This is a genomic window from Geomicrobium sp. JCM 19038, from assembly GCF_000698125.1.
GTDB lineage: Bacteria > Bacillota > Bacilli > Bacillales > Marinococcaceae > Geomicrobium_A.
Genome location: NZ_BAXA01000015.1, coordinates 81,068 through 106,490, shown reverse-complemented (window position 1 = coordinate 106,490; position 25,423 = coordinate 81,068). Strand labels below are relative to the sequence as shown.

The following is a 25,423-nucleotide window of genomic DNA, read 5'->3' as shown; positions in this document are numbered from 1 at the left end:
GATAGCCTTTATGCCTGAAAACTTAAATACAAGTGACACGCCCATTGGACATCACAGAGTAATAATTAATAATTTATCGGGTCAAAATTCAACCCAATTTCCAAGATACATTCCATAAAATCAATCCCCCACTTGTTTTATAACGAGTGGGGATTATGATTTAAGTCTTTTAAAATTAATATATATTTCTATTTCACTTCTAGAAAAGGTTTGAAAACTAACAAACTCAGGGTTGGGATAATGCTTTTGTAATTCATATAAATCTAACCTAGTTTTGCTATTCCAATAGTCTCTGATTAGTATATCTAAATTTGGTAGTTCTGAAGTAAATACGCCCTTCTCCCCAAGTCCCTCTTCTTCTATATAGGCAAAGATATTGCTAGCTATTTCCAAATTAAATACATACACTTTTTCCTTAGGTAACGAGATTCTAATATAATCAGGTGCACCTAAATCTGAATTAAATAATCTAATGGATTCAGAAAACTCCATCCATTGATCTGTATCCCCTTCTTTTATAGCATTCATTAAATCATTAAACATAAAACCGCTACCCCTACCAGACCAATCAGATATATTTAAAGGGTTTAAGCCATCTCTCAATGTTTTTTTTATTTTCTTATGACTGTCTAGAGGACCGTAGATATGATAAAAAAAGATAACATCTCCTCCAATTACTGTTATTTTAACATAGCATCTGTTTGACCAAGCAAAGAAAAACCTCATCTCAAAGGGGAAGAGGCTATTTGCGATTTGGTTATTAATCTTTAACTCTGCCCGATCCACGGTCTTTTGAACCGTAGACTTGCACACCCCTAGATACCTTGCCGCCTGCTCCAACGAGAGCAACTCTGCCTTGACCATTACATAAACCTCACGCTCTCTACCGTAAGCATAGATAAAGCGTCGTCGATGCGGAAATGGTCAGCCTGGCTAATTTGTTTGTCCTCTGACATGTTATGCCGTAATCGCTCTAATGCGCTAGGCTCCATGTAAATTGTGCGTTGGTGTACGGATCGTCGCTCAATATCTCGCTTTGCACCTGGTCGTCTACTCGTCTCCATCCACTCAATCGCATACTCCAAGTCTCTAATCGTCCCGCCAATGATTTCATGCTGTGCAGTGCAAAATAAAAGTAACGAACATTGAATACATAAAAGAGAATTTCCCACACAAAAAAGAGCCGATTTATAAAAATCGACCCCGATCCAACCCCAAGGGTTGGTATTATGTAATGTAAATGGCGTCCCAGGAGAGATTCGAACTCCCGACCCACAGCTTAGAAGGCTGTTGCTCTATCCAGCTGAGCTACTGGGACAGCGACAATTAGTATCATACCGAATAATTCATGTTTCGTCAATAATTTTACTGGTTTTTTTTAGATATCTTTTCATTGCCGCATGAATAGCGACAATGAAAAGATTACTTAGACGGAGAGCGACTCGTTGTGCTCGCCGGTGTTGCGATTGTAGTAGTCGATCGTTTTGACTTTGCTTTCTTCAATCGTAATGATGCAATAGGTCGGTTCAAAGCCGCCTCGTGGCATAAGAAGGCTTCCTGGGTTAACGATGTGCATCTTCTCGTCGATGTGCTCAACGTTTGGAATGTGCGTATGGCCGTATAACACGAGGTCTGCGCCTTTTTCTTTGGCTGCTGCATGTAAGGCTTGTTGGTCATTCCTCGTTACGTGAAGGAGGTGACCGTGCGTTTGCCAAATCGTCACGTTATCGATCGTTGTCGTTTGGAAGGACGGGAAATCGATTTCGAAATCGGTGTTGCCACGAACAATTGTAATAGCTTCTAATAGTGGATCATCAGTATCTAGCTCAGAATCTCCACAATGAAATACTGCATCAACGTCAGACTTGTGTCGCTCAACAATCGTTTCTAACCACTGTCGATCACGATGTGTATCACTCATGACAAGTAACCGTTTCATTTCCCATCGCCTCCTAAAGGGTTGACCAAAGCTCGTCCAATTTTTTCAATGCGTTACTGCGATGACTAATTGCATTCTTCTCGTCTGGTGTCATTTCAGCGAGTGACTTGCCGTGTTCTGGACTGAACATGAGTGGATCATAACCAAAGCCATGTTCACCTTGCGCTTCTGTCAAGATTCGTCCCTCGCACGTTCCTTCAACCGCTTGTTCTTTTCCTGTGCTTGCATCAAAGTAGACGAGTGCACAGATGAAGCGCGCTGTACGATCTGCGTCATCGACTTCTTTTAACATGTCTAGCAGCTTTTCGTTGTTTCGAGCATCGCTCTTTGGCTCTCCTGCGAATCGAGCAGAATAGACGCCTGGAGCACCATCAAGAGCGTCAACTTCTAGACCAGAGTCATCCGCAAGCGCGGGTAACTTCGTGTAGTTTGAAACAAATTCTGCTTTCAGTTTGGCATTTTCATAAAAGGTCGTACCTGTCTCTTCAACATCTGGGCATTCTGGATAATCGTTTAATGACTTCACATCAACTTTGCCTTGAAGCATCGCTTCAAGTTCTTTTCGTTTGCCTTCGTTTTTCGTTGCAAGTACGATTGTCGTCATTACTTCTCCTCCTCACCGTCTGTTTCGTTGACGAGTTGTAACACTTGTTGTTGAATGGCAATGAGTTCTTTAATGCCTGAATCTGCTGATGCAAGCATACGTAACAATTCTTGATGTGTAAACGTCGCCTCTTCACCTGTTCCTTGAAGTTCAACGAACTCACCGCTACCTGTCATGATGACATTTAAGTCAACGTTTGCGGCAGCGTCTTCTTCGTAACATAAATCGAGCAAGACGTTACGCTCGGCATCAAGTCCGACAGAGATTGCTGCTAATGAATCTTGAAGCGGTAGTTTTTCGATTTTCTTCTCGTTCACGAGCTTCGTAAGTGCGAGTGCCGTTGCAACATAGGCTCCTGTAATGGAAGCGGTACGCGTCCCTCCATCAGCTTGAATAACGTCGCAATCAACCCAAACGGTACGTTCGCCAAGTGCCTCTAAATCTAAGACGGCGCGGAGTGAGCGTCCGATCAGACGTTGTATCTCCATCGTCCGGCCTGTTACTTTGCCTTTTGAAGATTCACGAATGTTTCGTTGTTCGGTAGCACGAGGCAACATGCTATATTCTGCTGTAATCCAGCCTTTGCCTTGTCCGCGAAGAATGGTGGGACTCGTTCTTCTATACTTGCTGAACAAATGACTTTAGTATCCCCAACGGAAATGAGTACAGATCCTTCCGGGTGTTTAATATAATTCGTTTCAATTGTTGTTGGTCGAATTTGGTTCGTAGTTCTTCCATCTGTTCTTTCCATGTTAACGACTCCCTATCTAACGTTCATCATAACAAAAAAGGCCGCAAATTGCCGCCTTTTCTGCAAGTATACCATGAATATGAAGCTACTGTGAAACAAGTTCCTTAATGTGGTCTTCCGTAACCGCTGTTGGAAGTGCATCGCCGCTACGGGCATTAATTTCGTCACTTCCATTAACGAGATACGTCACACTGTCTACACCATCAATCGCTGTCAGTGTTTTTGTTAACATCGTTAATGCTTCCGTTGCGATTGCGGTTCCTTCATTCTCTGTAAGGAGCGCTTCATTAAAATTGACAGTCAGTACCCCATCATTCAGTGTTGGCTCATCTACGAGCTCAACACCGTGACGCAGACCGGTAAGCAATTCCGATTGGAGCGCAGGTCCATGAATGACTTCATTCACTACGGACTCAACGCGATTATCAGACTGATCGATCCGCCTTGTGACAGGCACATAATAAAGGTCATGTTCGTTTTCATTTAGAAAGTATAATGTCGATGGTAACGTCGCTGTTACATCTACTGAGTTCACATTTGGTTCTTTGTTAATGCCACGGTCTCTCGTTAATGATGTAATTGGCGTTTCATTATGTGGCATAACGTCTTGTTCATGACCATTAATAAGAATTTCTACTCGGTCAATGGACTCATATTGTGTTAATGTCCACGTTAACGCCTGAAGAATAGCTTCTTCTTTGTTCTGGTCATAATCTCTAAAGTCTTCAGAGAAGTCAACAACCGCAGTCCCTTCGTTCGTTACGTTAACTCCGAGCACTTCTGTATCTGCTGGGAACACCGCTTGAAAACCACTCGGTAGCATTTCGGTGATTGGTCCCCCGTCAATCATATACTCAAGGGCTTGACGAAGCACTTCTTCGTCGTGCGGAAGTGAAAAGGTTCTCGGGACAACATATCCGTCAGAATCGATTAAATACAACTCACGCTCTGTGATTCCTTCTGCAGTTTCTTCGTCTTGTTCTTCCACGACACGCTCTTCTGTATGCTCGGTTTCTGCATCTCGTTCCACCGCTTCTTCATCAGTGCTACACGCTTGCACGACAAGAAGTGCAGCAATCGCAATCATAGAACGGCGAATTTGCTTTTTCACTCTTGATCCCCCCTAGCTAGTCTACTGAAGTATACGAGCCTTATGACGGAATTAGACCAGTTATCAAGACGAAAAAACCCCGACAATTAGTCGTGGTTCATCGTTGATGATAAAAAACTAATCTGACGAACGTCAGGGGTTGTGATCTTCATCCAGCGTTCTACCTTTTCTACAAATGGCAACACCTCACCACTCGTATAGAAAATATGGGCTGGAGCTTCCTCAGATTGATTATGGATGCCATTATGTTGCAAGATGGTGCTCATCTCTCTAGCTGTTTCTTGCCCTGATGAAATGACGCTCACACCACCACCAACGACTTCTTGAATGACCGCTTTTAAGATTGGGTAGTGCGTACATCCGAGAATGAGCGTGTCATAACGATACTGTTGAAGTGGTCGTAACGTTTCTTCAACGATCTTGTATGCGTCTTGTTTAGATGTTCGGTTTTGTTCAACGAGTGGCACAAAGGGTGGGCATGCAAGATTATGAACAGTGACTTGCTCACCTTGAATTGCACGGATCGTTTCAGGATAAGCGCCGCTATGAATCGTACCTTCCGTGCCAATGACCGCAATTTCACCACTTGACGTTTCATTTAATGCAGCAATCGCCCCAGGACGAATCACTCCGACGACTGGAATGTCGAGTTGCGCTTGTAGCTCTTCTAGCGTCACAGCAGTTGCTGTATTGCAAGCTATGACAAGCATCTTAATGTCCCATTGCAACAACTGTTCTACCATTTGCCACGTAAAGCGGCGAACTTCTTCCACCGTTCTTGGTCCGTACGGGCAACGAGCCGTATCACCAATGTAAATCATCGTTTCCTTTGGTAACTGCCTTGCCACTTCCTTTGCAACGGTTAATCCACCTACACCCGAGTCAATAACACCAATCGGTAAATTCAATCATCTCGCCTCTTTATTTCACGATTCTAATCTTTGGACATCTCTTCATGAAGGGATCCAAGCGTGGCTTGTAATTGGTCAACTTCCTCACTAGAAAAGTGTACTAAAACTTCTTGCAAGTATTCTTGACGTTTTTGAATCACTTCATCAATGATGACCTTACCTTCTTCCAATATATGAACGCGCACGACGCGGCGATCCCGTTGATCGCGAACGCGCTCTACAAGTTCGTTTTTCTCCATACGATCCACAAGGTCTGTTGTCGTACTAAATGCCAGATACATCTTTTGAGACAATTCACCAATCGTCAAATCACCTTTGTCTTTTAAGTATTGCAATGCAATAAATTGCGGGGGTGTAATTGGAAATTGATTCAGAATTTCTCTTCCCTTTTGCTTGACTGTATATGAAATTCGACGTAAAGAACGTTCAATGCTTTCTACTTGGTTATCTCTCACATCTAATCTCCTCCCACTCTTTTGTTTGTAAAAAAAGTCGCCTGAAAAAATGTTTCAGACGACTTAACATCTACTTATCGGATTGCTTCATTTACGAGTGCTGCAACTTCCTCTTGCGTCGTGCATGTTAATGCTTGTGCCGCAAGGACTTCACACTCTTTAGAGTCGAGTCCTAACAACTGCTCTCTCGCTTGTAATACAGAAGAAGCACTCATGCTAAATTCATCTAGACCGAGACCTAAGAGTAGCGGGACTGCTGTCTTTTCACCAGCCATTTCTCCACACATGCCTGTCCATTTTCCTTCAGCGTGAGATGCATCGATGACATTTTTCACGAGTTGTAAAATCGCAGGATGGTACGGCTGGTACAAGTAAGAAACCTTTTCACTCATACGATCCGCGGCCAATGTGTATTGAATTAAGTCGTTCGTTCCAATGCTAAAGAAATCAACTTCTTTTGCAAATTGCTTTGCAATCACAGCAGTGGACGGGATCTCGACCATAATTCCAACTTCCATTGACTCATCAAACGAAATGCCCTCTGCTCGTAACTTCTCTTGTTCTTCTACGATGAAAGCCTTCGCAGCACGGAACTCTTCAAGTGTAGCAACCATCGGGAACATCACTTTCAGATTTCCGTATGCACTTGCGCGAACTAGCGCGCGTAGTTGCGTGCGGAATAACGCTTCATTCTCAAGACAAAGACGAATGGCACGAAAGCCTAAAAATGGATTGAGCTCAGACGGCAAGTCCAAATACGGCAATTCTTTATCGCCACCAATGTCTAACGTACGAATGACGACTGGCTTTCCATCAAGTTTCTCTACAACCGCTTTATAAGCATCAAACTGCTCTTCTTCAGTCGGGAGCTGATCTCGCTCCATGTAAAGAAATTCTGTTCGGTAAAGACCAACGCCTTCTGCGCCATTATTCAACACACCGTCAAGGTCTTTCACTGAACCGATGTTCGCTGCAAGCTCAACAGTCTTCCCGTCTTTAGAAACGGACGGCTCGTTGATAAGTCGCTTACGCTTTTCTTGTTCATCAAGGAATGCTGCTCGTTTCTCTTTGTATTGCTCTACGGTACCTTCATCTGGGTTAACGATGACTTCTCCGTTAATCCCATCCACGATGAGCACATCTCCATCATGAACATCCGTTGTGACATTCGTTAATCCGACGACTGCTGGAATCTCAAGAGAACGTGCCATAATTGCAGAATGCGACGTGCGTCCGCCAATATCCGTTGCAAAGCCTAACGCAAATTCCTTGTTCAGCTGGGCAGTATCCGATGGCGTGAGGTCTTTTGCGATCACGATTGTCTCTTGATCTAAATCAGCAAGTGACGCTGATTTCACTCCGAGTAAATGACGCAATACGCGTTGGCTAACATCTTTAATGTCTGCTGCTCGCTCACGCATGTAGTCATTATCCATGCTCTCAAACATCGAAATGAACATCGCCGCGGTTTCATTTAACGCATGTGCCGCAGTGGCGTTGTCCGCATCAATTTTCGTATGCACGGCCCCGACCAGTTCTGGGTCTTCCAAAACGAGCAAGTGTGCAGCAAAAATCTCTGCATTTTCTTTTCCTTGTTGCTCTTCTGTCTTCGTCTTTAACGCTTCAAGCTCTTGCTTCGATGTTTTTGTCGCCCGTTCAAAGTTCGCTTTTTCAACTTCAGCACCTTCAGTACTGTTTTCTGTGATTTCAAGCGATACTTCTTCATAGACAAAGGCTTTTGCAATGGCAATGCCATTACTCGCAGCAATTCCTGTAATCACGCTAGACATTTACGATTCTCCTAAGCCTTCATGAATCGTTGCAGTAATCGCGTTCATTGCTTCTTCTTCGTCATTCCCTGAAATAAGGATCTTAATCTCTCCGCCTTTTCCAACGCCTAATGACATGACACCCATGATTGATTTCAAGTTAACTTTCTTACCCTTTGCTTCCATTTCAATCTCAGATGAGAATTGGCTTGCTTTATGAACAAGCTGAGTAGCTGGACGTGCGTGTAATCCTGTATCAGCAGTAATAGTGAATGTTTTTTCTAGCATTTGACATGCCCCTTTCAAGATTCAGTTCAGAATTGAATTGGTTGATCTAATCATCTTTACTCCTTCTACATTTTATCACTCAAGCAATAAATCGCCAATCGTTTTGCTGATTAACAACTTTTTCTAAAAATTTTATCGGTTTTTTGCAACATTTTCTTAACATCTTTATCAAAACTTGAATAAGATAGGCTTGAGCTTTCAAGACAGCTGTTTATCGTAAGCAATTGTTCTTGGGACGTCTATGACCACTGCTGCTATTGGATGAAAGTTTTTGAAAACTTTTCGGTATAGTTGTTCGCCGCTTTTTACTCCACTACTCACCGAAGGGTTAACTCTCACATACGATATGGAGACTAAATACTTTCTTCTAATCGTCCAATTCCAACGAGAGCCGGACACACAAGAGGGTGGCCTGGATTAGAAAGGGTGACACGATTGAAGGACTTGGAACGTGGTCCGCGCTCCCTTCTGACGAAAAGGGAGAAGGAGGTCTTTGACCTTCTCGTGCAGGACAAAACGACAAAGGAAATTGCGGGTCAGCTTTACATCAGCGAGAAGACAGTCCGTAATCATATTTCTAATGCCATGCAAAAATTAGGAGTTAAAGGGCGTTCTCAAGCTGTCATTGAATTAATTCGACTCGGTGAGATCCAAATCTAGAACTGTTCCGGTCGTCAATGAGGGATGACACCGGCTTTTCTAGAGTGTGCGCAAAACAAAGATTGGGAAACCATAAAAAGCCGAATGTTCATTTCGAACATCCGGCTTTGGTCTTTGTTACAGTTTGTCGCTTCCGAAGAAGTTTTTGAACGATTGCAGCGTCATGTCACGGTTAAGCGCCGCGATTGAAGTTGTCAAAGGAATTCCTTTTGGACAAGCTTGTACACAGTTTTGTGAGTTACCGCAATTTGAAAGACCGCCGTCTCCCATAAGTGCGTTAAGACGCTCTTCACGGTTCATTTCACCTGTTGGATGAGCGTTAAACAAACGAACCTGAGATACTGGTGCTGGACCAATAAAGTCAGATTTGCTGTTTACGTTCGGACAAGCTTCTAGACAAACACCACATGTCATACATTTAGAAAGTTCATAAGCCCACTGACGCTTGTTCTCTGCCATACGTGGCCCTGGACCTAAATCGTACGTACCGTCAATAGGAATCCAAGCTTTAACTTTCTTCAATGAATCGAACATACGGCTACGATCTACCACAAGGTCACGTACTACCGGGAATGTCTTCATTGGCTCTAGACGAATTGGTTGATCTAGTTGGTCTACGAGTGCTGTACACGATTGACGTGGTTTCCCGTTAATAACCATACTACATGCACCACAAACTTCTTCAAGACAGTTCATATCCCAAACGACTGGGGCAGAATCTTTTCCATCTACAGTAACAGGGTTACGTCTAATTTCCATCAAAGCAGAAATGACGTTCATATTTTCACGATGTGGAATCTCGAATTCTTCTGTATATGGACTGGCATCAGGGCTGTCTTGACGAGTAACGATAAAGCGGACGGTTTTTTGTTCGCTCATTATTTTCCAGCTCCTTGTTTATCACTAGCTTTTTTCTTAGAGTAGTCACGTTTTCTTGGCTTGATTAGCGATGTATCAACGTCTTCATACTCAAAGATCGGCTTGTTGTTTGCCGCATCATACTTCGCTTTCGTAGTCTTTAAGAACTCTTCGTCATTACGATCTGGGAATTCAGGCTTGTAGTGTGCACCACGGCTTTCGTTACGGTTGTATGCACCGATTGTGATTACACGAGCAAGATCAAGCATTCCTTTTAATTGACGAGTAAATGGTGCTGCTTGGTTTGACCAACGGCTCGTATCGTGCATGTTGATGTTGTTCCAACGCTCCATTAATTCTTGAATCTTATCATCCGTTTGAAGTAGTCTAGCATTCTCACGAACAACAGTAACGTTATCGGTCATCCACTCACCAAGTTCTTTGTGAAGTGCATACGCGTTTTCTTTACCGTCCATTTTTAGGATGCCTTCATACTCATCTTCCACTTTCTTCGCTTCTGAATCAAACAGTGAAGAAGAAAGATCGTCGGCTGATTTCTCAAGTCCATCGATGTATTCGACGGCTTTCGGTCCAGCAACCATACCACCGTAGATTGCAGAAAGAAGTGAGTTGGCTCCAAGACGGTTCGCGCCGTGTTGAGAGTAGTCACACTCACCCGCAGCAAAAAGACCAGGGATGTTTGTCATTTGATCGTAATCAATCCACATACCACCCATAGAATAGTGAACTGCTGGGAAGATCTTCATTGGAACTTTACGAGGGTCATCACCCATGAACTTCTCATAAATCTCCATAATTCCACCGAGCTTAACATCAAGTTCGTGAGAATCCTTATGAGAAAGATCAAGGTAAACCATGTTCTCTCCGTTTACACCGAGCTTTTGCTCGACACAAACGTTGAAGATTTCACGAGTCGCAATATCACGAGGTACAAGGTTTCCGTATGCTGGGTATTTCTCTTCAAGGAAGTACCAAGGCTTACCGTCTTTGTACGTCCAAACGCGTCCACCTTCACCACGAGCAGACTCACTCATTAGACGAAGCTTATCGTCTCCTGGAATCGCTGTCGGGTGAATTTGAATAAACTCACCATTTGCATAGTAAACGCCTTGCTCATAAAGCTTCGCTGCTGCAAAACCTGTATTAATCATTGAGTTCGTTGATTTACCGAAAATAATACCTGGTCCACCCGTTGCCATAATTGTTGCATCCGCGCGGAAGCTTTGAACTTCCATAGACGCAAGGTTCTGGGCAGTAATTCCACGACAACGACCTTCGTCGTCCATTACTGCTGAGGTGAATTCCCAGTTCTCATATTTCTTAACAAGCCCTTGAACTTCGTAACGACGAACTTGCTCATCAAGTGCATAAAGTAACTGTTGTCCGGTCGTTGCACCGGCATATGCTGTACGGTGGTGTTGCGTTCCACCGAAACGACGGAAATCTAGAAGACCTTCTGGTGTACGGTTAAACATAACTCCCATACGGTCTAATAGATGGATAATCCCTGGTGCTGCATCTGTCATTGCTTTTACAGGGGGTTGGTTCGCAAGGAAGTCTCCACCGTACACGGAATCATCAAAGTGTTCCCACGGAGAGTCTCCTTCACCTTTTGTATTAACGGCACCGTTAATTCCACCCTGAGCGCAAACGGAATGTGAACGTTTTACCGGAACGAGGGAGAATAATTCTACATTCTTCCCTGCTTCCGCTGCTTTAATTGTTGCCATTAGACCGGCTAAACCGCCACCGACAACAATGATGTTTCCGTTGCTCATGAATCACCGACTCCTTTACATGTTAGCTAAAGCTGGATCTAAGAACGCAATAATCGCGCGAATACCAATGTAACTTAGTACTAAGAATACTGTAATACTTACGTATGTCATGATCTTCTGAGATCTTGGTGTAACCGTAAGTCCCCAAGATACTGCAAATGACCAAAGTCCGTTTGCAAAGTGGAATGTAGCAGCTAATACACCCGCAATATAAAATACAAGCATAAATGGACTGCTTAAAATGTCCGCCATCATGTCATAGTTGACATCTGCACCGAATGCAGCAGCAACACGTGTTTCCCAAACGTGCCAAGCGATAAAGATGACAAGGAATACACCTGTTACTCGTTGTAACATGAACATAATGTTACGGAAGAATCCGTATCTTCTCGTGTTGCTCTTACCTAAAAATGCAATGTATAAACCGTAAATCGCATGGTAAAGAAGTGGTAAGAAGATCACGAAAATTTCAAGTGCATAGCGAAAAGGCAAACTTTCCATAAAATGTGCAGCGGCATTAAACGAACTTGCACCGTATACCGCGAAATGGTTAATGATAAAGTGCTGAATTAAGAATACACCGACTGGAATGACCCCGAGTAACGAGTGTAGTCTTCGGTTAAAAAACTCTTGATTCTGAGGCATCGATAAGGCTCCCCCTCTATTTTTGCTGACCCTTGCTCCTAGTACCTATCCTATCCATATCTGTTGCTTGTCTATGCGCTATGAAAACCCTCCCTATGGCACTCCACGAACACGGCGCAAACTGTCTCCCCGTGTTACGTCCAGTATTCGATGAAAATAAATGCTATTAAACGGAACGAATATGTAACCCTCGTCAGTTTGACCAGCATTCAAAACCTAAGCGTTTTCATACTAACTAAACTGTTGTCCCGTTCATTCATATTTCCGACATATTTATTGTACTCTGACACGGTAGAGTCGTCAAGAAAGCAGATAAAACGCATTCATCTCCGACCATTTGCGGTATTTTTACATTTCTGTAGTTTTCTTTTTGTGAAACGCTTATAATAGATAATTGAATTGGGGGAGATTTCTTTGTCTGAGGAAGTACGTAAATATACAGATTTTGGCTACGAATTACTTCGAGAAGCACTGCTACCAGAGCTCCTTAACGATGATCAAGACGACATCCTCTATCTCGGCGGCAAGTTGTTAGCGAGAAAGTATCCTCTTGAAAACATCGAACAGCTTTCGGCATTTTTTGACAAAGCAGGTTGGGGACGACTAGAGCTTGTGAAATCTGGCAAAAAAACAACGACGTTTGATTTGCATTTTTTTGAAGATGAAAAGCGCGAGAATTTCTCTCGTCATATTGAAGCCGGATTTATTGCTGCCCAATATGAATTGCTCTATCAAACAACTGCCGAAGCAATCCTCGAGCGAAAGCGTCGACGCTTCCGTTTACATATACATATGGATCTAATGTAGAGATTTAGAGAACACCAGCCAGACGACCCGATCGTTTGGCTGGTTTAGTTTTCTCGTAATTTTGTCATAATCTCTTGTGCTACTTTTTCTGGAATTGAAAGGTTTGTGAACTCTTCAAGCTTTGCTTCTTTCATTTTCTTAATGGAACCAAAGTGTTTAAAGAGTTTCTTTTTCCTTTTATCTCCAACACCTTCCACGTCATCAAGAACGGACTTTTGTACACTTTTCCCACGTGAGTCACGATGAAACGTAATCGCAAATCGGTGTACTTCATCTTGAATTCGCTGTAACAAATAAAAGGCGTGACTGTCTCTCGCTAAAGGAATGACCGTCGCTTCTTCACCAAAAAGTAGTTGTGACGTCTTGTGCTTATTATCCTTTGCGAGGCCAGCAACCGGCAAAGATAAGTTTAATTCGTCTTCCAACACAGAGATGGCTGCACGTAATTGTCCTTTACCACCATCGACGAGAATCAAGTCGGGCATCGGTGCTTCTTCACGCAACAAACGTAAATAACGGCGACGAATGACTTCTTTCATTGAAGCATAATCATCTGGGCCTTCAACGTCACGAACACGGTATTTTCGGTAATTTTTCTTTTCTGGCTTACCGTCTACAAAGACGACCATCGCAGATACTGGGTCGGTTCCTTGAATGTTTGAGTTGTCAAATGCTTCGATTCGATATGGAGCATCGATATTCATCGCTTCACCGAGATGCTCAACCGCGCGAACCGTACGTTCTTCATCTCGTTCTAACAAGCGGAACTTCGCAGTAAGTGCTTCATCAGCATTTTGGCCAGCAAGTTCAACAAGATCTTTTTTCTTTCCTCGTTTCGGAACACGTACGGTCGTTTCAAGCACTTGTTCCACTTCTTCAAAACCCGCAACATCTGGAATGAGAATTTCTTTGGGTTTAATATGAGCACCTTCCCAATAAAACTGGCCGAGGAACGAAAGGAAATCATCTTCTGGTTCTTGATAAAAAGGAAAAATAGAAACGTCACGTTCAATTAATTTTCCTTGTCGCACGAAAAAGACTTGAACGCACATCCATCCTTTATCGAATGAATACGCAAATACGTCACGATCAACACCATCAACTTCTGTCATTTTTTGTTTTTCCATAACCGCGTCAATATGTTGCATTTGATCCCGAAGCTCTTTTGCACGCTCAAAATTCAAGTCTTCTGATGCTTGAAGCATGTTCTGCTCGATTTCTTTTCGGATCGTTTTATGACCGTTGTTAAGAAAACGACCAATTTCTGATGTTAACGCTTGATTTTGAGCTTGCGATACTTCAAATTCACACGGCGCTAAACATTGACCAATATGATAATACAAACAAACGCGATCTGGTAACGTTCGACATTTACGCAGCGGATACAAACGGTCGAGCAGCTTTTTCGTTTCGTTTGCTGCAAAGGCATTTGGATACGGCCCAAAATACTTGCCACCGTCTTTTTTGACGTTTCTCGTCGTAATGAGCCTAGGGTGTTCTTCATTCGTTATTTTTAAATACGGATATGATTTATCGTCTTTAAGTAAGACGTTGTACTTCGGTTCATACTTCTTAATTAAGTTCATCTCTAAGATGAGCGCTTCAATGTTTGAAGACGTAATAATATATTCAAAGTCATCAATCTGACTAACGAGGCGTTGTGTTTTCGTATCATGGCTCCCTGTGAAATAAGAGCGAACTCGGTTCTTTAGCACTTTTGCTTTACCGACATAGATAATGGCGCCATTTCGATTTTTCATGAGATAGCAACCGGGCTTGGCTGGAATAACCGCAAGTTTCTCTTTAAGAGTGTCCATTTGAACACCTCCCCTTCACCGAAAAGTAGAAAAAAAGCCTGAAGCGAATCAGGCTTTTTCTTCTACTTTATAGATGTTTTTGAAGCAATTCAACAAGTGCTTCTTTCGGTTGGAAACCTACAACTTGTTCTACTTGCTCGCCGTCTTTAAAGACCATCAATGTTGGGATACTCATAACCCCAAACTTTCCTGCAGTTTCTTTGTTGTCATCAACGTCGAGCTTAGCGATTTTGACTTTGTCGCCCATCTCTCCGTCAATTTCTTCAAGTACTGGTGCAATCATTTTACAAGGTCCGCACCATGGTGCCCAAAAATCTGCAAGTACGACGCCTTGGGACGTTTGCTCTGCAAAGTCTTGATCCGTAACATTTACAATTGCCATTGTGATAATCCCCTTTCATTTCTATCTTTCCACACCGTAAGTATAGCATTCGTAAAACTTCGTGAGAAATAATCTGCTTACACTTCGATGTACTTTTTCATTTATACGTGAACGCGCTCATTTGGTCAATAGTGGTATTAAAAAACACACCAGAAATGACATCTGGTGTGTTTAAGGTTGTTACGCTCCTGCTTTTACTTTCTTAAACTCTTCAGTGAGGATCGGAAGAATGTCGAAGAGGTCTCCAACAAGGCCGTAATCTGCAACATCAAAGATTGGTGCTTCTTCATCTTTGTTGATCGCAACGATCACTTTCGAGTTACTCATTCCTGCCAAATGCTGAATTGCACCAGAAATACCTACAGCAATATAAAGTTCAGGTGTAACGACTTTTCCTGTTTGACCGATTTGTAACGAGTAGTCACAATACTCAGCGTCACAAGCACCACGTGAAGCACCAACTGCTCCACCTAGAATGTCTGCAAGTTCTTCAAGTGGCTTAAATCCATCTGCACTCTTCACTCCACGACCACCAGCAACGATGACTTTCGCTTCCGCAAGATCGACTTTACCACTCGTCTTCTTCACGATATCTTTGATGACTGTGCGTAAGTCTTTCAAATCTACAGAAACTTCTTTCGTCTCACCACTTCTTGAAGAATCAACTTCAAGCGCTGCAATGTTGTTCGGTCTTACGGTTGCAAAGACGAGTCCACTTGATACGCTCTTCTTCTCAAACGCTTTACCAGAGTAGATTGGACGAGTGAAAATCACTTCTTCGCCAACTTCTTCAATATCAACTACGTCTGAGACAAGTCCTGACGATAGCTTTGCAGCTAAACGAGGCGCAAGGTCCTTACCAGAAGACGTGTGTGGAATTAAAAGCGCATCTGGACTTTCACTTTCAATTACTTGTAACAACACTTGCTTATACGCGTCTGTTGTATACGTTTTCAAGTCTGAATGTTCAGCAACAAGAACTTCATCTGCTCCCTGTTGAATAAGCTGTTCACTAAATGATGCAACACTTTCACCGACGAGAAGTGCCTTTACCGAACCTTCTCCAGCAATTTTCTTTCCAGCTGCAATCACTTCAAAGGAAACGTTACGTAGTTCTCCATCTTTTGATTCTGCAAGTACGAGTACATTTTTAGACATGTTGTAATTCCTCCTTATATGACCTTTGCTTCGGTTCTGAGCAATTTGATGAGTTCTTCCACTTGTTCTGCTGGTTCACCGTCAAGCTTCTTACCTGCTTGCTTTTCTGGTGGCAAAAAGCGGTCGACCGTTTTTGTTTTCGCTTCTAGCTCATCTTCATCTAAATCAAGATCATCAAGGTCAAGCGTCTCAAGCGGTTTCTTCTTCGCTTTCATAATGCCTGGTAATGAAGGGTAACGTGGCTCGTTTAAGCCTTGTTGACACGTTACAAGAAGTGGAAGTTCTGTTTCGACAACTTCAACATCCCCTTCAACGTCACGCTCAACCGTTGCTTTTGTTCCATCAATATCAAGTTTTGTAATCGTTGTCAGTTGGTTGATATCAAGAAGCTCTGCAAGTCGAGGGGCAACTTGTCCAGCGCCATCATCAACAGCGACATTTCCACCTAGAATAATATCAAATTCTTGGTTTTTGAAGTAAGCCGCTAACATTTCAGAAATCGTATAATGATCAACTTCATCATCAAGGTCTTCTGTATCAAGAAGTACAGCTTTATCTGCACCCATTGCTAATGCTGTGCGAAGCTCTTTCTCTGCCTCTTCGTCTCCGACAGTGACAACGGTAACTTCACCGTCGTTTGCTTCCTTAAGGACAATGGCTTCTTCAATTGCATATTCGTCATAAGGGTTAATGACAAATTCTGCACCTTCCTCATCGACACGACCGTCTTTAATCTCTACCTTTTCTTCCGTATCGAATGTACGTTTCATAACCACAAAAATGTTCATCTGGTTTCCTCCTCCTTAGAATTAACGATTAGAAAATACTGGCTTTCTCTTCTCTAGAAATGCTGTAATGCCTTCTTTAGAATCTTCGCTATCGAAACATTCATCAAAATATTTCGCTTCTTTCTTTAAGCCTTCTTCTAAAGATTGACCACTCGCAGCATGCTGAATGAGATCAAGAATGCGTGAAGTTGTTACTGTGCTCTTGCTGGCAATCGTATCGGCAAGAATGCCGGCTTTCTCTAGGAGCTCAGATTCATCTTTCGCAACGTCGTTTACTAGTCCCCACTGATGTGCTTGTACACCAGTAATCGGAATGCCAGTAAGCATCATTTCAGTTGCCTTATGCGGTCCTACAAGCTTCGGTAGCCGTTGTGTACCTCCGTATGCAGGGAGCAAACCGAGGTTCGTCTCTGGTAAGCCTAATTTGCAATCTTCTGTAGCGATTCTTATCGTACAGACCATCGCTAATTCTAGACCACCACCAAGAGCAGCCCCATGGATCGCAGCGATGACTGGCTTTTTTAATTGTTCAATCTTATTAAACAATAATTGACCATTTTCTGCAAGTGCTTGACCTGAGCTCCCTTGGAACTCTTTAATGTCAGCTCCTGCAACAAAAAAACGCCCTTCACCGTGCAAAACGATGGCTCGTACGCTTTCATTGTTTTCAGCTTCCGTAATCGCTTCATCTAAAGATTTCAATACTTTCGTCGACAAAGCATTTGCAGGAGGGTGCTTAATGGTTAACCACAAGACCGCTCCTTGTTTGTTCTTTTCAATCATAATTTGAAAGGCTCCTCTCTCGATCATGATGACTTCTGAAAGCCTGTTAAGAGCATGTGATACGTTTCTTGTGAAAGTGACTCTAAGTCAAACTTTCCTTCTTTCATGACCCAATTTGTCACAATTTCATCAAGCGTACCAAATAACATCTGACGAGCTAGCTTCGTATCAAGTTGCTCTTGAAAGATTCCTTCGGCTTTCCCTTCATCTATAACATTCTCCATAACTTGCACATACCCTTTCAGAACATCGTTTATTTTTAGACGAAGTTCGCGGGCAGATTGCCGAAGTTCAAGCTGAGTTACAACAGCAAGGTCCGGTTGTTCTGCAAGTTGCGACAAATGCATTTCGACAAGGTATCGTAGCTTTTCTTTTGCATCAAAACACGTTTCAAGACGCTTTTCAATCGTTGTTATAAACGTTCCCATTTTCAAGCGAAACAACGAAATGAGAATGTCTTCTTTGTTTTTGAAATAAAGATAAATCGTTCCGTCTGCAACTCCCGCTTCTTTTGCAATTTTGGAGACTTGCGCATGATGGTAGCCGTGTTTTGCAATAACTGTCACTGCTGCATCAATAATCAAGTGGTACTTCTCAGAATTTCGTTTATCTACTGCCATGTGCGGCTACTCCCTTATGTCCAACAATTATGAATGATTACTCATTCATAAATTTTACTGAATGTGCGATTGCTTGTCAATCGTATAAACAAAGATCACAGTCCGGATGAAGCTTACCGGACTGCTGCCACTAGTTTTAGTTTTCTTTTTGAGACAATAAAGCTTCTTCTGCTTTTTTCTGCTCTTCTTCAACTAACACACGTCTTAACACTTTTCCAACCAGTGTTTTTGGTAGTTCGTTACGGAACTCATAAATACGTGGGATTTTATAGGCAGCAAGTCTTTCTCGACAAAATGACTCTAATGTTTCTTCAGTTACTTCTTTTCCAGTTTTTGTGACCACAAACGCTTTGACCGTCTCGCCTCGGTATTCATCTGGAACACCAACAACAGCGCATTCTAGGATCGCGTCGTGCTCATACAACACTTCTTCTACTTCGCGAGGATAGATGTTAAACCCACCTGCGATAATCATATCTTTCTTACGGTCAACAATGTAAAAATAGCCATCTTTATCTTGGTATCCCATATCACCGCTTTTAAACCAATCTTCATGGAAAACGGCTTTAGTCGCTTCTTCGCGCTTCCAATACCCTTGCATCACTTGTGGACCTCGAATGATAATTTCTCCGACTTGATCTGTTTCTAGAAATTCACCGGTCTCACTATCTAAAATTGCAAGTTCAGTATCTGGCCACGGTAAACCGATGCTTCCATTTCTGCGATTTTCCCAAATTGGGTTTGAGGCTGCAACTGGAGCCGTCTCAGTTAAACCGTACCCTTCGATTAAGCGTCCTTTTGTTTTCTCTTCGAATTTCTTTTGAATTTCTTTAGGTAAAGGCGCTGCACCACTTAGACAGACTTTAATCGATGAAAGATCATGTTTATCGATATCAGGGTGATTAACGAGCGCTGTGTACATCGTTGGTGCACCTGGGAAAAGCGTCACTTTGTGCTTTTCGATCGTTTGTAATACTTGCTTCGGGTCGAATTTTGGCAAAATAACGAGCGTATAGCCATTCATTACAGCTAGGTTCAATGCGACCGTCATTCCATACACGTGGAAAAAGGGTAGCACGGCTAACACTTTCTCATGTGGGTTAGGATCATCAGAACGATATGTCCATTTCGTACATTGCTCTGTATTAACGACAAGATTGTAATGGGTTAACATAACACCTTTAGGTGTGCCAGTTGTTCCACCCGTGTATTGAATTAACGCCAAATCTTCTTGTGGTGAGATGTCGACTTTCTTGTACTTATTCGTTGTTGCTTCAAGCGCTTGTTTCAAATTATGTGTTTGTTCATCATAATCAACTTCAATCTTCATCCCGAGGTTTTTCTTTTGAATAAATGGATAAATTAGATTCTTCGGAAACGGCAGATAATCTTTGATGAATGTGACAAACACATGCTCAAGTTGCGTGTTGTTTCTTACTTTTTGAACACGAGGAAATACCATGTCTAAACAAACGAGTACTTTCGCACCAGAGTCAACCATCTGATGTTCAATTTCTCGCTCCACATACAATGGATTTGTTTGAACAACAACAGCGCCCGCAAGCATCGCGCCATAATAACAAATCACCGACTGCGGTGTGTTCGCGAGCATGATCGCCACTCGGTCGCCCTTTACTACTCCTTTGGATTGCAGAGCGTTTGCAAAACGTCTGGCCTGATCATAAACCTCTTTATAGGTAACATTCGTCCCCATAAATTGAACGGCCTTTTCATCTGGATTCCTCTCTGCTACTTCACCTAAATAATCAGATAAAGCCTTCTCGGAATAGCGATAACTTTGTGCAACATCCTTAGGATAATACTGAAACCAGTTGTGCGCAATTTGTTCTTGTGTCATCGTTGGCCTCCTTGAAATAGTCATACATATAGTCTACATTTTTCATCTGAAAACGCTATCATTATTAAGTGTATTATGAATATTTCATGTATAGCATGTCCTATTCGTAACTGATTTTTTACATGTAGGTCATGTTTATTTACGGATCATCTATGACGAATGACATCAATCAAAAGACTCGATTTCTAATATAAAAAACCCACTCGAACGTCACCATTCGAGTGGGTAAAAACATCTTTATTACGTCGCTACAATTAAATATATAAACCCTGCCAACATAAAGCCGACACAGCAAACAACGAGGATCTTCCAAAGTTTCTCCATACTTCCCCCTATGAGTTCGTAATTCCTGCACCGATTACATAGGACAACCCGAATGAAAGAATCAACGATAATAAACCTACAGCGCGATTGTCTGAAGCGATCTGTTCATCGACTTTTAGAAACGGCGTTAAAAATTCAAAGATTAAATAGCCGGCAACGAGTAAAACAAATCCAAAGCTTCCCCACATGAGCATTTGCAAAAGCGTATCGTTATTTTCGATTGAAAACCGAAAAATATTCGTGACACCTAGAATTTTCCCACCTGTTGCCATCGCAACAGCTACATTCCCTGATCGAATCGATTCCCAGTTTTTATACGGGGTAATCCATTCAAAAACGACCATAAATACAATCAATGCGAGTATTGTGACGCTGTATTGAGCAATAATCATTACCCACGTCATTTCCATCCATGCTGCCATGAACATGACCCTTTCTTACTTTAGATCCGCAACGGTATTGCCGATTCCACCTTCGTTCATGCCTCCGTCACGTGTTGACTTAACACTTGGGTGTTTTGCAAGGTATTGCTTAACCCCTTTTCGAAGTGCTCCTGTCCCTTTTCCATGAATAATATGGACTGTTGGATAACCTGCAAGCACTGCTTCATCCAAATACTTCTCTAAGCGAGACAAGGCATTCTCATACCGCTCTCCTCGAAGATCGAGCTCTGGCTTCACGGTACTGCCACTCGTCTGAACGCGTGTTACAGGACGCAATTCCTTTTGTTTCGGTTGTTCGGTTTTTTGGAGTCTTCGACCGTTACAGTCATTTTCATAATACCGATTTGTACGAGGTACTCTTTATCAGATACCTTTTCAAGAATTTGTCCTTTTTGATTAAAGCGTTGAACAAACACTTCTTCACCGTCGATAAATGATGCCGCCTTTTGTGCTTTGCGTTTCACTTGCTTTTGTTTCTTCGTAAGCTTCGGAGCTGCATCTTCTAAACCTTTCTTCGCATCAATTAGTTCATGCTCTTTAATCGTAGAGCCTTGCTTTTGAAGTTCGCGTAGATGGCCAATAATCTCCTCTGCTTGCAGTTTAGCAAGTTCAACTTCTTCCGCTGCTTTTTCTTCCGCCTCTTTTAAGATGCGTTCTTTTTTGCGTTCAAGATCGTTGAATGCTTCTTCAAGCTCTTCATGAAGTTTCTCAGCAGATTGTCTTAATTCGTCAGCTTCTTCTTTCGCTACTTGAGCGACTTGTTGCTGGTCTTCAAGCGACGTAATCATCTGCTCAGCTTGCTTCGTATCGGCAGTTAGTTCCTTTTCTGCTGCCTCAATTAAGAATTCATCTAAACCTAATCGACGGGAAATGGCAAAGGCGTTACTTCGACCAGGGATCCCAATCAACAAACGGTACGTCGGGCTAAGTGATGCCACGTCGAACTCCACGCTTGCATTCATAACTCCTGTACGGTTATACGCATAACCTTTAAGCTCTGTATAGTGGGTTGTCGCCACAGTACGCGCCCCTCTTGCATGCACTTCATCTAAAATCGAAACTGCAAGCGCTGCACCTTCTTGTGGGTCCGTACCGGCACCGAGCTCATCAAAGAGAACGAGACTACGATGGTCAACACTCTTTAATATGGACACGATATTCGTCATATGCGACGAAAACGTACTTAAGTTTTGTTCAATCGACTGCTCATCACCGATATCTGCATGAATCGAATCAAACACAGTCGCCTCCGCACCTTCATCCGTTGGTAAAAACAATCCTGATTGTGCCATTAATGTGAGTAAGCCCGTCGTCTTTAATGCAACCGTCTTTCCACCTGTATTCGGTCCAGTAATCACGAGTGATGTGTACTCTCGACCGAGCGTTAAATCAGTTGGAACGACCGTTTCTTGATCGAGTAATGGATGTCTTGCTTTTGGATAGTGCAAGTAATACTCTTCATTAATCTTCGGTTTAATCGCCGCAATGCTTTTGGCGTACTTAGCTTTTGCAAATGTGAAATCAATCGTCGCTAACTGCTCAACGTTAATGAGTAAAACAGCTGACTCTGCGCCAACTTCAAGTGACAGTTCACGCAAAATCTTCTCAATCTCATTACGTTCTTTTAAGCGTGCTTCACGAAGCTGATTGTTCGCGTTTACGACCGATTGCGGCTCTACGAACACGGTTTGTCCAGATGCAGATTGATCGTGCACGATCCCGCCGTAACTATGGCGATACGCAGCTTTAACCGGTATCACGTAACGATCATTTCTTACCGTTACGACTCGATCAGATAACTTCGTGTCTGCGTCACTAGAACGGATAATTTGTTCAAGTCTAGAACGTACGGTTGATTCAAAGGTACGAATTTGCTGTCTTGCTGCACGTAGTTCAGCGCTAGCACTATCTATTACGTATCCTTCTTCACTGATCGCTTTTCTGATCGTATTGTACAACTCTTTTAATGGCAGAATCTGTTCGATCATTCCATTTAGATTCGGTAGTCGCATGTCTTCTTCATCTTCAAACAATCGTTGCATGAACAGGGTTAATTGATTGCCTACACGAATCGTATCTGCCGTTTCATTAATCGCTTTTGCATCGAGCACACTTCCGAGTGATGCTCGTTTTACTTCAAAGCGAATGTCATGCAGTCCACCGAGTGGCACATGACCGCGAAGGCGCAATACTTCTGTCGCTTCATACGTTTCATCGAGAAGGCGTTTTACTTCGTTTGCGTCTTTCTCTGGTGTTAATTGCTCAACCCGTTCTCGCCCGAGTGCTGAACTTACGTGAGTGAGGAGCTGTTCTTTCATTTTTTTATATTCTAATGTGTGTAACATCGTCTTTTGAATGACCGTTCACCTCATCTATTGAAAGCGTCGCCGCTTTTCTCCGATGTATTGTTTAAATTGTTCAAGTGAATACGTGTTAATCACATCTTCTCGTGTGAGAAATGCTTTTTTACACGTTGAAACACCAACGCTCATATGGTTGAGCATTTCTTTTCGGTGGGCGTCCGTATTTACTGCAACCCGCACCCCTTTGTCACGTGCTTTTCGTAAAGAATCCGCGGTTAAATCGAGCCGATTAGGGTTCGCATTTAGCTCAAGTGCCGTGTTTGTTTCGCTCGCACGTTCAATAAGCCAATCCACATCGACATCGTACCCTGGACGTTGACCGATAATTCGTCCCGTTGGATGGGCAATTAAATGGACATACGGATTGTTCAATGCGCTGTCTAATCGCTCATGCAACGTTTCTTGGGATTGCTGGAACGAAGAGTGGATACTCGCAATTACGAAATCGAGTTGAGACAAGATCTCGTCATCGAAATCAAGCGTTCCATCTGGTTTAATATCCATTTCTGTACCTGCGAAAATGTGAATGCCGTCTACTTCTTCGTTGACCGCTTTTATTTCTTCGATTTGTCGTAGTAGACGTTCCTCTGTTAAACCGTTCGCAACTTGTAAATACTTCGAGTGATCGGTAATAACAATGTAGCCATACCCTTGATCTCGAGCTGCTAAAGCCATTTCTTTAATTGAATTAGCACCATCGCTCCAGACCGTATGCATGTGAAGATCACTTACAATATCACGTTCTTCAATGAGCGGGCGGTCTTCCTTAAACCAATCTAATTCAATTGTTCCTTCTCGAGCTTCTGGAGGAATGTAATGAAGATCGAAGTGGTGAAAAAATTGTTCTTCTGTCTCGAATTGATGCAGCTTTTCTTCATTCAAGTCTTCTACACCGTACTCGTTGATCTTTTGCCCTAGATCTTTCGCACGTTTTCGCATGAGTAAGTGATGATCTTTAGAACCTGTAAAATGGTGTAGCGCTGTTGCGAACTCTTCATCATTAACGAGTCTAAAATCAACATTTACACGATACTCTTTTTCAAGCGTTAACGATACTTTCGTATCCCCATCTGCAATGACTTCAAACGTGTCACGAAGTGACCTTAATTGCTCACGTACAACGTCCGGTTCAGTCGTGCTAATCACATAATCAGCATCACGAATCGTTTCTTTTACTCTTCGTAAACTCCCTGCTCTTTCAAAGCGTGTAATGCCTGTAAACGAACAGAGCTCTTCTTCCACCTGATCCGCAACGTCTAGCATAAACGCAACTGGCAGTCGGTCTGGCCGCTTTCCTACTTCTTCAAGTGCTGCGAGAATCTTCTCTTCGCTTTTCTTACCAAAGCCTGCTAACGCTTGGACTTGTCCTTGCTCACAAGCTAGTTTAAGTGTATCTACATCGGTAATACCGAGTTCTTTGTAAAGCTTATTAATCTTTTTACCGCCAAGGCTCGGCAGTTGCAAAAGTGAGGGGAGGTCTGCTGGAACTCGCTCTTTTAAGTCATTTAAAACAGCAGTTTCACCGGTTTCTTTAAGTTCAGTAATGACGCTCGCTGTTCCTTTGCCGATCCCTGTCAAATTCTCTGGCTTTTCAATTTCATCTAGCGTACGCTCTTCACGCTCTAACGCTTGGGCAGCTTTTCGGTATGCAGACGTTTTGAATGGATTCTCACCTGCGATTTCCATATAAACGGCAATCGTTTCTAATGTCTTAATGACCGCTTTTTTATCCATCTTGTCACTCCTTAACTCTGTTCAATCGGGGATATCCACAACGTCTTTAACCAATCCGATAAAAACGGGGTTTGTTCAATCATTAATCTAGCAATCGATGAGTTGGCAATTGCTTCTTGAATAGCGTCAACTGGGAGTAACGCAGCGACAATTAACAAAACGAATATTAAAAGATACGCTTCAATAAACCCGAGAACGGCACCTAGCAAACGATTAATGGAACGAAGGATTGGCAAATGGCTCACGAAATCTAGCATCGATGCAAGAATATGAAGTAGAATCCTCGTTGCAAAAAACAGAAGCGCAAACGAGATGCCATTATAATAGACAGCTTCAAAGTTAAATGCTGAAATTAACATATTGTCAGGGTTGTCTAGAAATTGCGGGTAAGGCAACCAAAGTCGTAAGTATTCAGCAATATCTTGGTAAAACAAGTACGCAACGATTAGAGATCCGAAGAAACTTACAAGGTGAAACAATTGCAAGATGAACCCTCTGCGTAACCCAATAAAAAAGTTCGTAATGAGTAGTAGTAATAATAGTAAACTTAACATCG

26 protein-coding genes, 1 tRNA gene and 1 pseudogene are annotated in these 25,423 nt (G+C 42.6%); 2 read left to right on the top strand and 26 right to left on the bottom strand.

The annotated features are described in order from the left end of the window. Positions 1–153: 153 nt before the first annotated feature. The 11 genes and pseudogenes from JCM19038_RS21255 to JCM19038_RS16830 all read right to left on the bottom strand — a co-directional run bounded on the left by JCM19038_RS21255 (position 154) and on the right by JCM19038_RS16830 (position 7,828). Entirely contained in the window at positions 154–864 is a 711-nt protein-coding gene (locus JCM19038_RS21255; RefSeq protein ID WP_052361869.1) for a DNA-binding protein, read from the bottom strand. Further along, positions 864–1,085, bottom strand: a complete 222-nt coding sequence (locus JCM19038_RS16875; protein ID WP_152549490.1) for a hypothetical protein — start codon at positions 1,083–1,085, stop codon at positions 864–866. Before JCM19038_RS16875 ends, JCM19038_RS21255 begins: the two co-directional genes overlap by 1 nt. 156 nt (positions 1,086–1,241) lie before the next feature. Then, positions 1,242–1,318 (bottom strand) — tRNA-Arg (locus tag JCM19038_RS16870). Positions 1,319–1,426: 108 nt separating this feature from the next. Then, a complete protein-coding gene (locus JCM19038_RS16865) occupies positions 1,427–1,939 on the bottom strand; it encodes a metallophosphoesterase (protein WP_042420329.1) in 513 nt (170 codons plus the stop codon). A gap of 13 nt (positions 1,940–1,952) precedes the next feature. Next, positions 1,953–2,543, bottom strand: coding sequence for an XTP/dITP diphosphatase (locus tag JCM19038_RS16860; RefSeq protein ID WP_042420325.1), 591 nt, complete (start codon positions 2,541–2,543; stop codon positions 1,953–1,955). Further along, positions 2,543–3,294: pseudogene (rph, locus tag JCM19038_RS16855) on the bottom strand (ribonuclease PH). Before rph ends, JCM19038_RS16860 begins: the two are co-directional and overlap by 1 nt. An 85-nt stretch (positions 3,295–3,379) precedes the next feature. Beyond that, the gene (locus JCM19038_RS16850) at positions 3,380–4,405 is read right to left on the bottom strand and encodes a GerMN domain-containing protein (RefSeq protein ID WP_052361865.1); all 1,026 of its coding nucleotides are present in this window, start codon (positions 4,403–4,405) and stop codon (positions 3,380–3,382) included. Positions 4,406–4,491: 86 nt separating this feature from the next. Then, positions 4,492–5,313 carry a glutamate racemase gene (gene racE, locus JCM19038_RS16845; protein WP_042420321.1) on the bottom strand — a complete coding sequence of 274 codons (822 nt, stop codon included), beginning with the start codon at positions 5,311–5,313 and terminating at the stop codon, positions 4,492–4,494. 26 nt (positions 5,314–5,339) lie between these two features. Then, positions 5,340–5,771 (bottom strand): MarR family winged helix-turn-helix transcriptional regulator, encoded by a 432-nt coding sequence (locus JCM19038_RS16840; RefSeq protein ID WP_042359621.1) that lies wholly within the window; start codon positions 5,769–5,771, stop codon positions 5,340–5,342. Positions 5,772–5,845: 74 nt separating this feature from the next. Beyond that, complete coding sequence (gene ptsP / locus JCM19038_RS16835; RefSeq protein WP_042420318.1) at positions 5,846–7,561, bottom strand: phosphoenolpyruvate--protein phosphotransferase; 1,716 nt, start codon at positions 7,559–7,561, stop codon at positions 5,846–5,848. Then, the gene (locus JCM19038_RS16830) at positions 7,562–7,828 is read right to left on the bottom strand and encodes a phosphocarrier protein HPr (protein ID WP_042420316.1); all 267 of its coding nucleotides are present in this window, start codon (positions 7,826–7,828) and stop codon (positions 7,562–7,564) included. Between the two features lie 435 nt (positions 7,829–8,263). Here JCM19038_RS16830 and JCM19038_RS16825 point away from each other — a divergent pair, with 435 nt between their 5' ends. Further along, positions 8,264–8,488: a response regulator transcription factor gene (locus JCM19038_RS16825; protein ID WP_042359623.1), complete on the top strand. Its 225-nt coding sequence runs from the start codon at positions 8,264–8,266 to the stop codon at positions 8,486–8,488. A 117-nt stretch (positions 8,489–8,605) separates the two neighbouring features. Here the strand turns inward: JCM19038_RS16825 and sdhB are convergent, their stop codons facing one another. Genes sdhB through JCM19038_RS16810 form a run of 3 tightly spaced genes read right to left on the bottom strand, consistent with a single transcriptional unit; the run spans position 8,606 to position 11,790 of the window. Next, a complete protein-coding gene (gene sdhB / locus JCM19038_RS16820; protein WP_042420312.1) occupies positions 8,606–9,367 on the bottom strand; it encodes a succinate dehydrogenase iron-sulfur subunit in 762 nt (253 codons plus the stop codon). After that, on the bottom strand, positions 9,367–11,145 hold the full coding sequence (gene sdhA, locus JCM19038_RS16815; protein WP_042420309.1) for a succinate dehydrogenase flavoprotein subunit: 1,779 nt from the start codon (positions 11,143–11,145) through the stop codon (positions 9,367–9,369). The genes sdhB and sdhA overlap by 1 nt, the downstream gene beginning before the upstream one ends. A 15-nt stretch (positions 11,146–11,160) precedes the next feature. Further along, positions 11,161–11,790 (bottom strand): succinate dehydrogenase cytochrome b558 subunit, encoded by a 630-nt coding sequence (locus JCM19038_RS16810; protein WP_042420307.1) that lies wholly within the window; start codon positions 11,788–11,790, stop codon positions 11,161–11,163. A gap of 414 nt (positions 11,791–12,204) precedes the next feature. Between JCM19038_RS16810 and JCM19038_RS16805 the strand changes: the two genes are divergently transcribed. Continuing rightward, on the top strand, positions 12,205–12,597 hold the full coding sequence (locus tag JCM19038_RS16805) for a DUF2507 domain-containing protein (protein WP_052361863.1): 393 nt from the start codon (positions 12,205–12,207) through the stop codon (positions 12,595–12,597). A 44-nt stretch (positions 12,598–12,641) separates the two neighbouring features. Here JCM19038_RS16805 and uvrC read toward each other — a convergent pair whose 3' ends face one another. From uvrC to JCM19038_RS16750, 12 genes are all read right to left on the bottom strand, one after another. Then, positions 12,642–14,414: an excinuclease ABC subunit UvrC gene (uvrC, locus tag JCM19038_RS16800; RefSeq protein WP_042420303.1), complete on the bottom strand. Its 1,773-nt coding sequence runs from the start codon at positions 14,412–14,414 to the stop codon at positions 12,642–12,644. A gap of 67 nt (positions 14,415–14,481) precedes the next feature. Then, positions 14,482–14,796, bottom strand: coding sequence for a thioredoxin (gene trxA, locus JCM19038_RS16795; RefSeq protein ID WP_042359626.1), 315 nt, complete (start codon positions 14,794–14,796; stop codon positions 14,482–14,484). Positions 14,797–14,976: 180 nt separating this feature from the next. Next, the gene (locus JCM19038_RS16790) at positions 14,977–15,954 is read right to left on the bottom strand and encodes an electron transfer flavoprotein subunit alpha/FixB family protein (protein ID WP_042420301.1); all 978 of its coding nucleotides are present in this window, start codon (positions 15,952–15,954) and stop codon (positions 14,977–14,979) included. 14 nt (positions 15,955–15,968) lie between these two features. Beyond that, positions 15,969–16,742: an electron transfer flavoprotein subunit beta/FixA family protein gene (locus JCM19038_RS16785; protein ID WP_042359628.1), complete on the bottom strand. Its 774-nt coding sequence runs from the start codon at positions 16,740–16,742 to the stop codon at positions 15,969–15,971. A gap of 21 nt (positions 16,743–16,763) precedes the next feature. Then, the gene (locus JCM19038_RS16780; protein WP_042420298.1) at positions 16,764–17,525 is read right to left on the bottom strand and encodes an enoyl-CoA hydratase; all 762 of its coding nucleotides are present in this window, start codon (positions 17,523–17,525) and stop codon (positions 16,764–16,766) included. Positions 17,526–17,548: 23 nt separating this feature from the next. After that, entirely contained in the window at positions 17,549–18,145 is a 597-nt protein-coding gene (locus JCM19038_RS16775) for a TetR/AcrR family transcriptional regulator (RefSeq protein ID WP_042420296.1), read from the bottom strand. 136 nt (positions 18,146–18,281) lie between these two features. Then, positions 18,282–20,003 (bottom strand): long-chain-fatty-acid--CoA ligase, encoded by a 1,722-nt coding sequence (locus JCM19038_RS16770; protein WP_042420293.1) that lies wholly within the window; start codon positions 20,001–20,003, stop codon positions 18,282–18,284. A 332-nt stretch (positions 20,004–20,335) separates the two neighbouring features. Continuing rightward, entirely contained in the window at positions 20,336–20,749 is a 414-nt protein-coding gene (locus tag JCM19038_RS16765; RefSeq protein ID WP_042420291.1) for a DUF350 domain-containing protein, read from the bottom strand. A gap of 15 nt (positions 20,750–20,764) precedes the next feature. Next, entirely contained in the window at positions 20,765–21,007 is a 243-nt protein-coding gene (locus tag JCM19038_RS25155) for a Smr/MutS family protein (protein ID WP_307190055.1), read from the bottom strand. 26 nt (positions 21,008–21,033) lie between these two features. Further along, positions 21,034–23,088 carry an endonuclease MutS2 gene (locus JCM19038_RS16760; protein ID WP_307190054.1) on the bottom strand — a complete coding sequence of 685 codons (2,055 nt, stop codon included), beginning with the start codon at positions 23,086–23,088 and terminating at the stop codon, positions 21,034–21,036. 54 nt (positions 23,089–23,142) lie between these two features. Then, on the bottom strand, positions 23,143–24,867 hold the full coding sequence (gene polX / locus JCM19038_RS16755) for a DNA polymerase/3'-5' exonuclease PolX (RefSeq protein WP_042420289.1): 1,725 nt from the start codon (positions 24,865–24,867) through the stop codon (positions 23,143–23,145). Between the two features lie 11 nt (positions 24,868–24,878). After that, positions 24,879–25,421 carry a CvpA family protein gene (locus tag JCM19038_RS16750; protein WP_042420286.1) on the bottom strand — a complete coding sequence of 181 codons (543 nt, stop codon included), beginning with the start codon at positions 25,419–25,421 and terminating at the stop codon, positions 24,879–24,881. Positions 25,422–25,423: the final 2 nt, after the last annotated feature.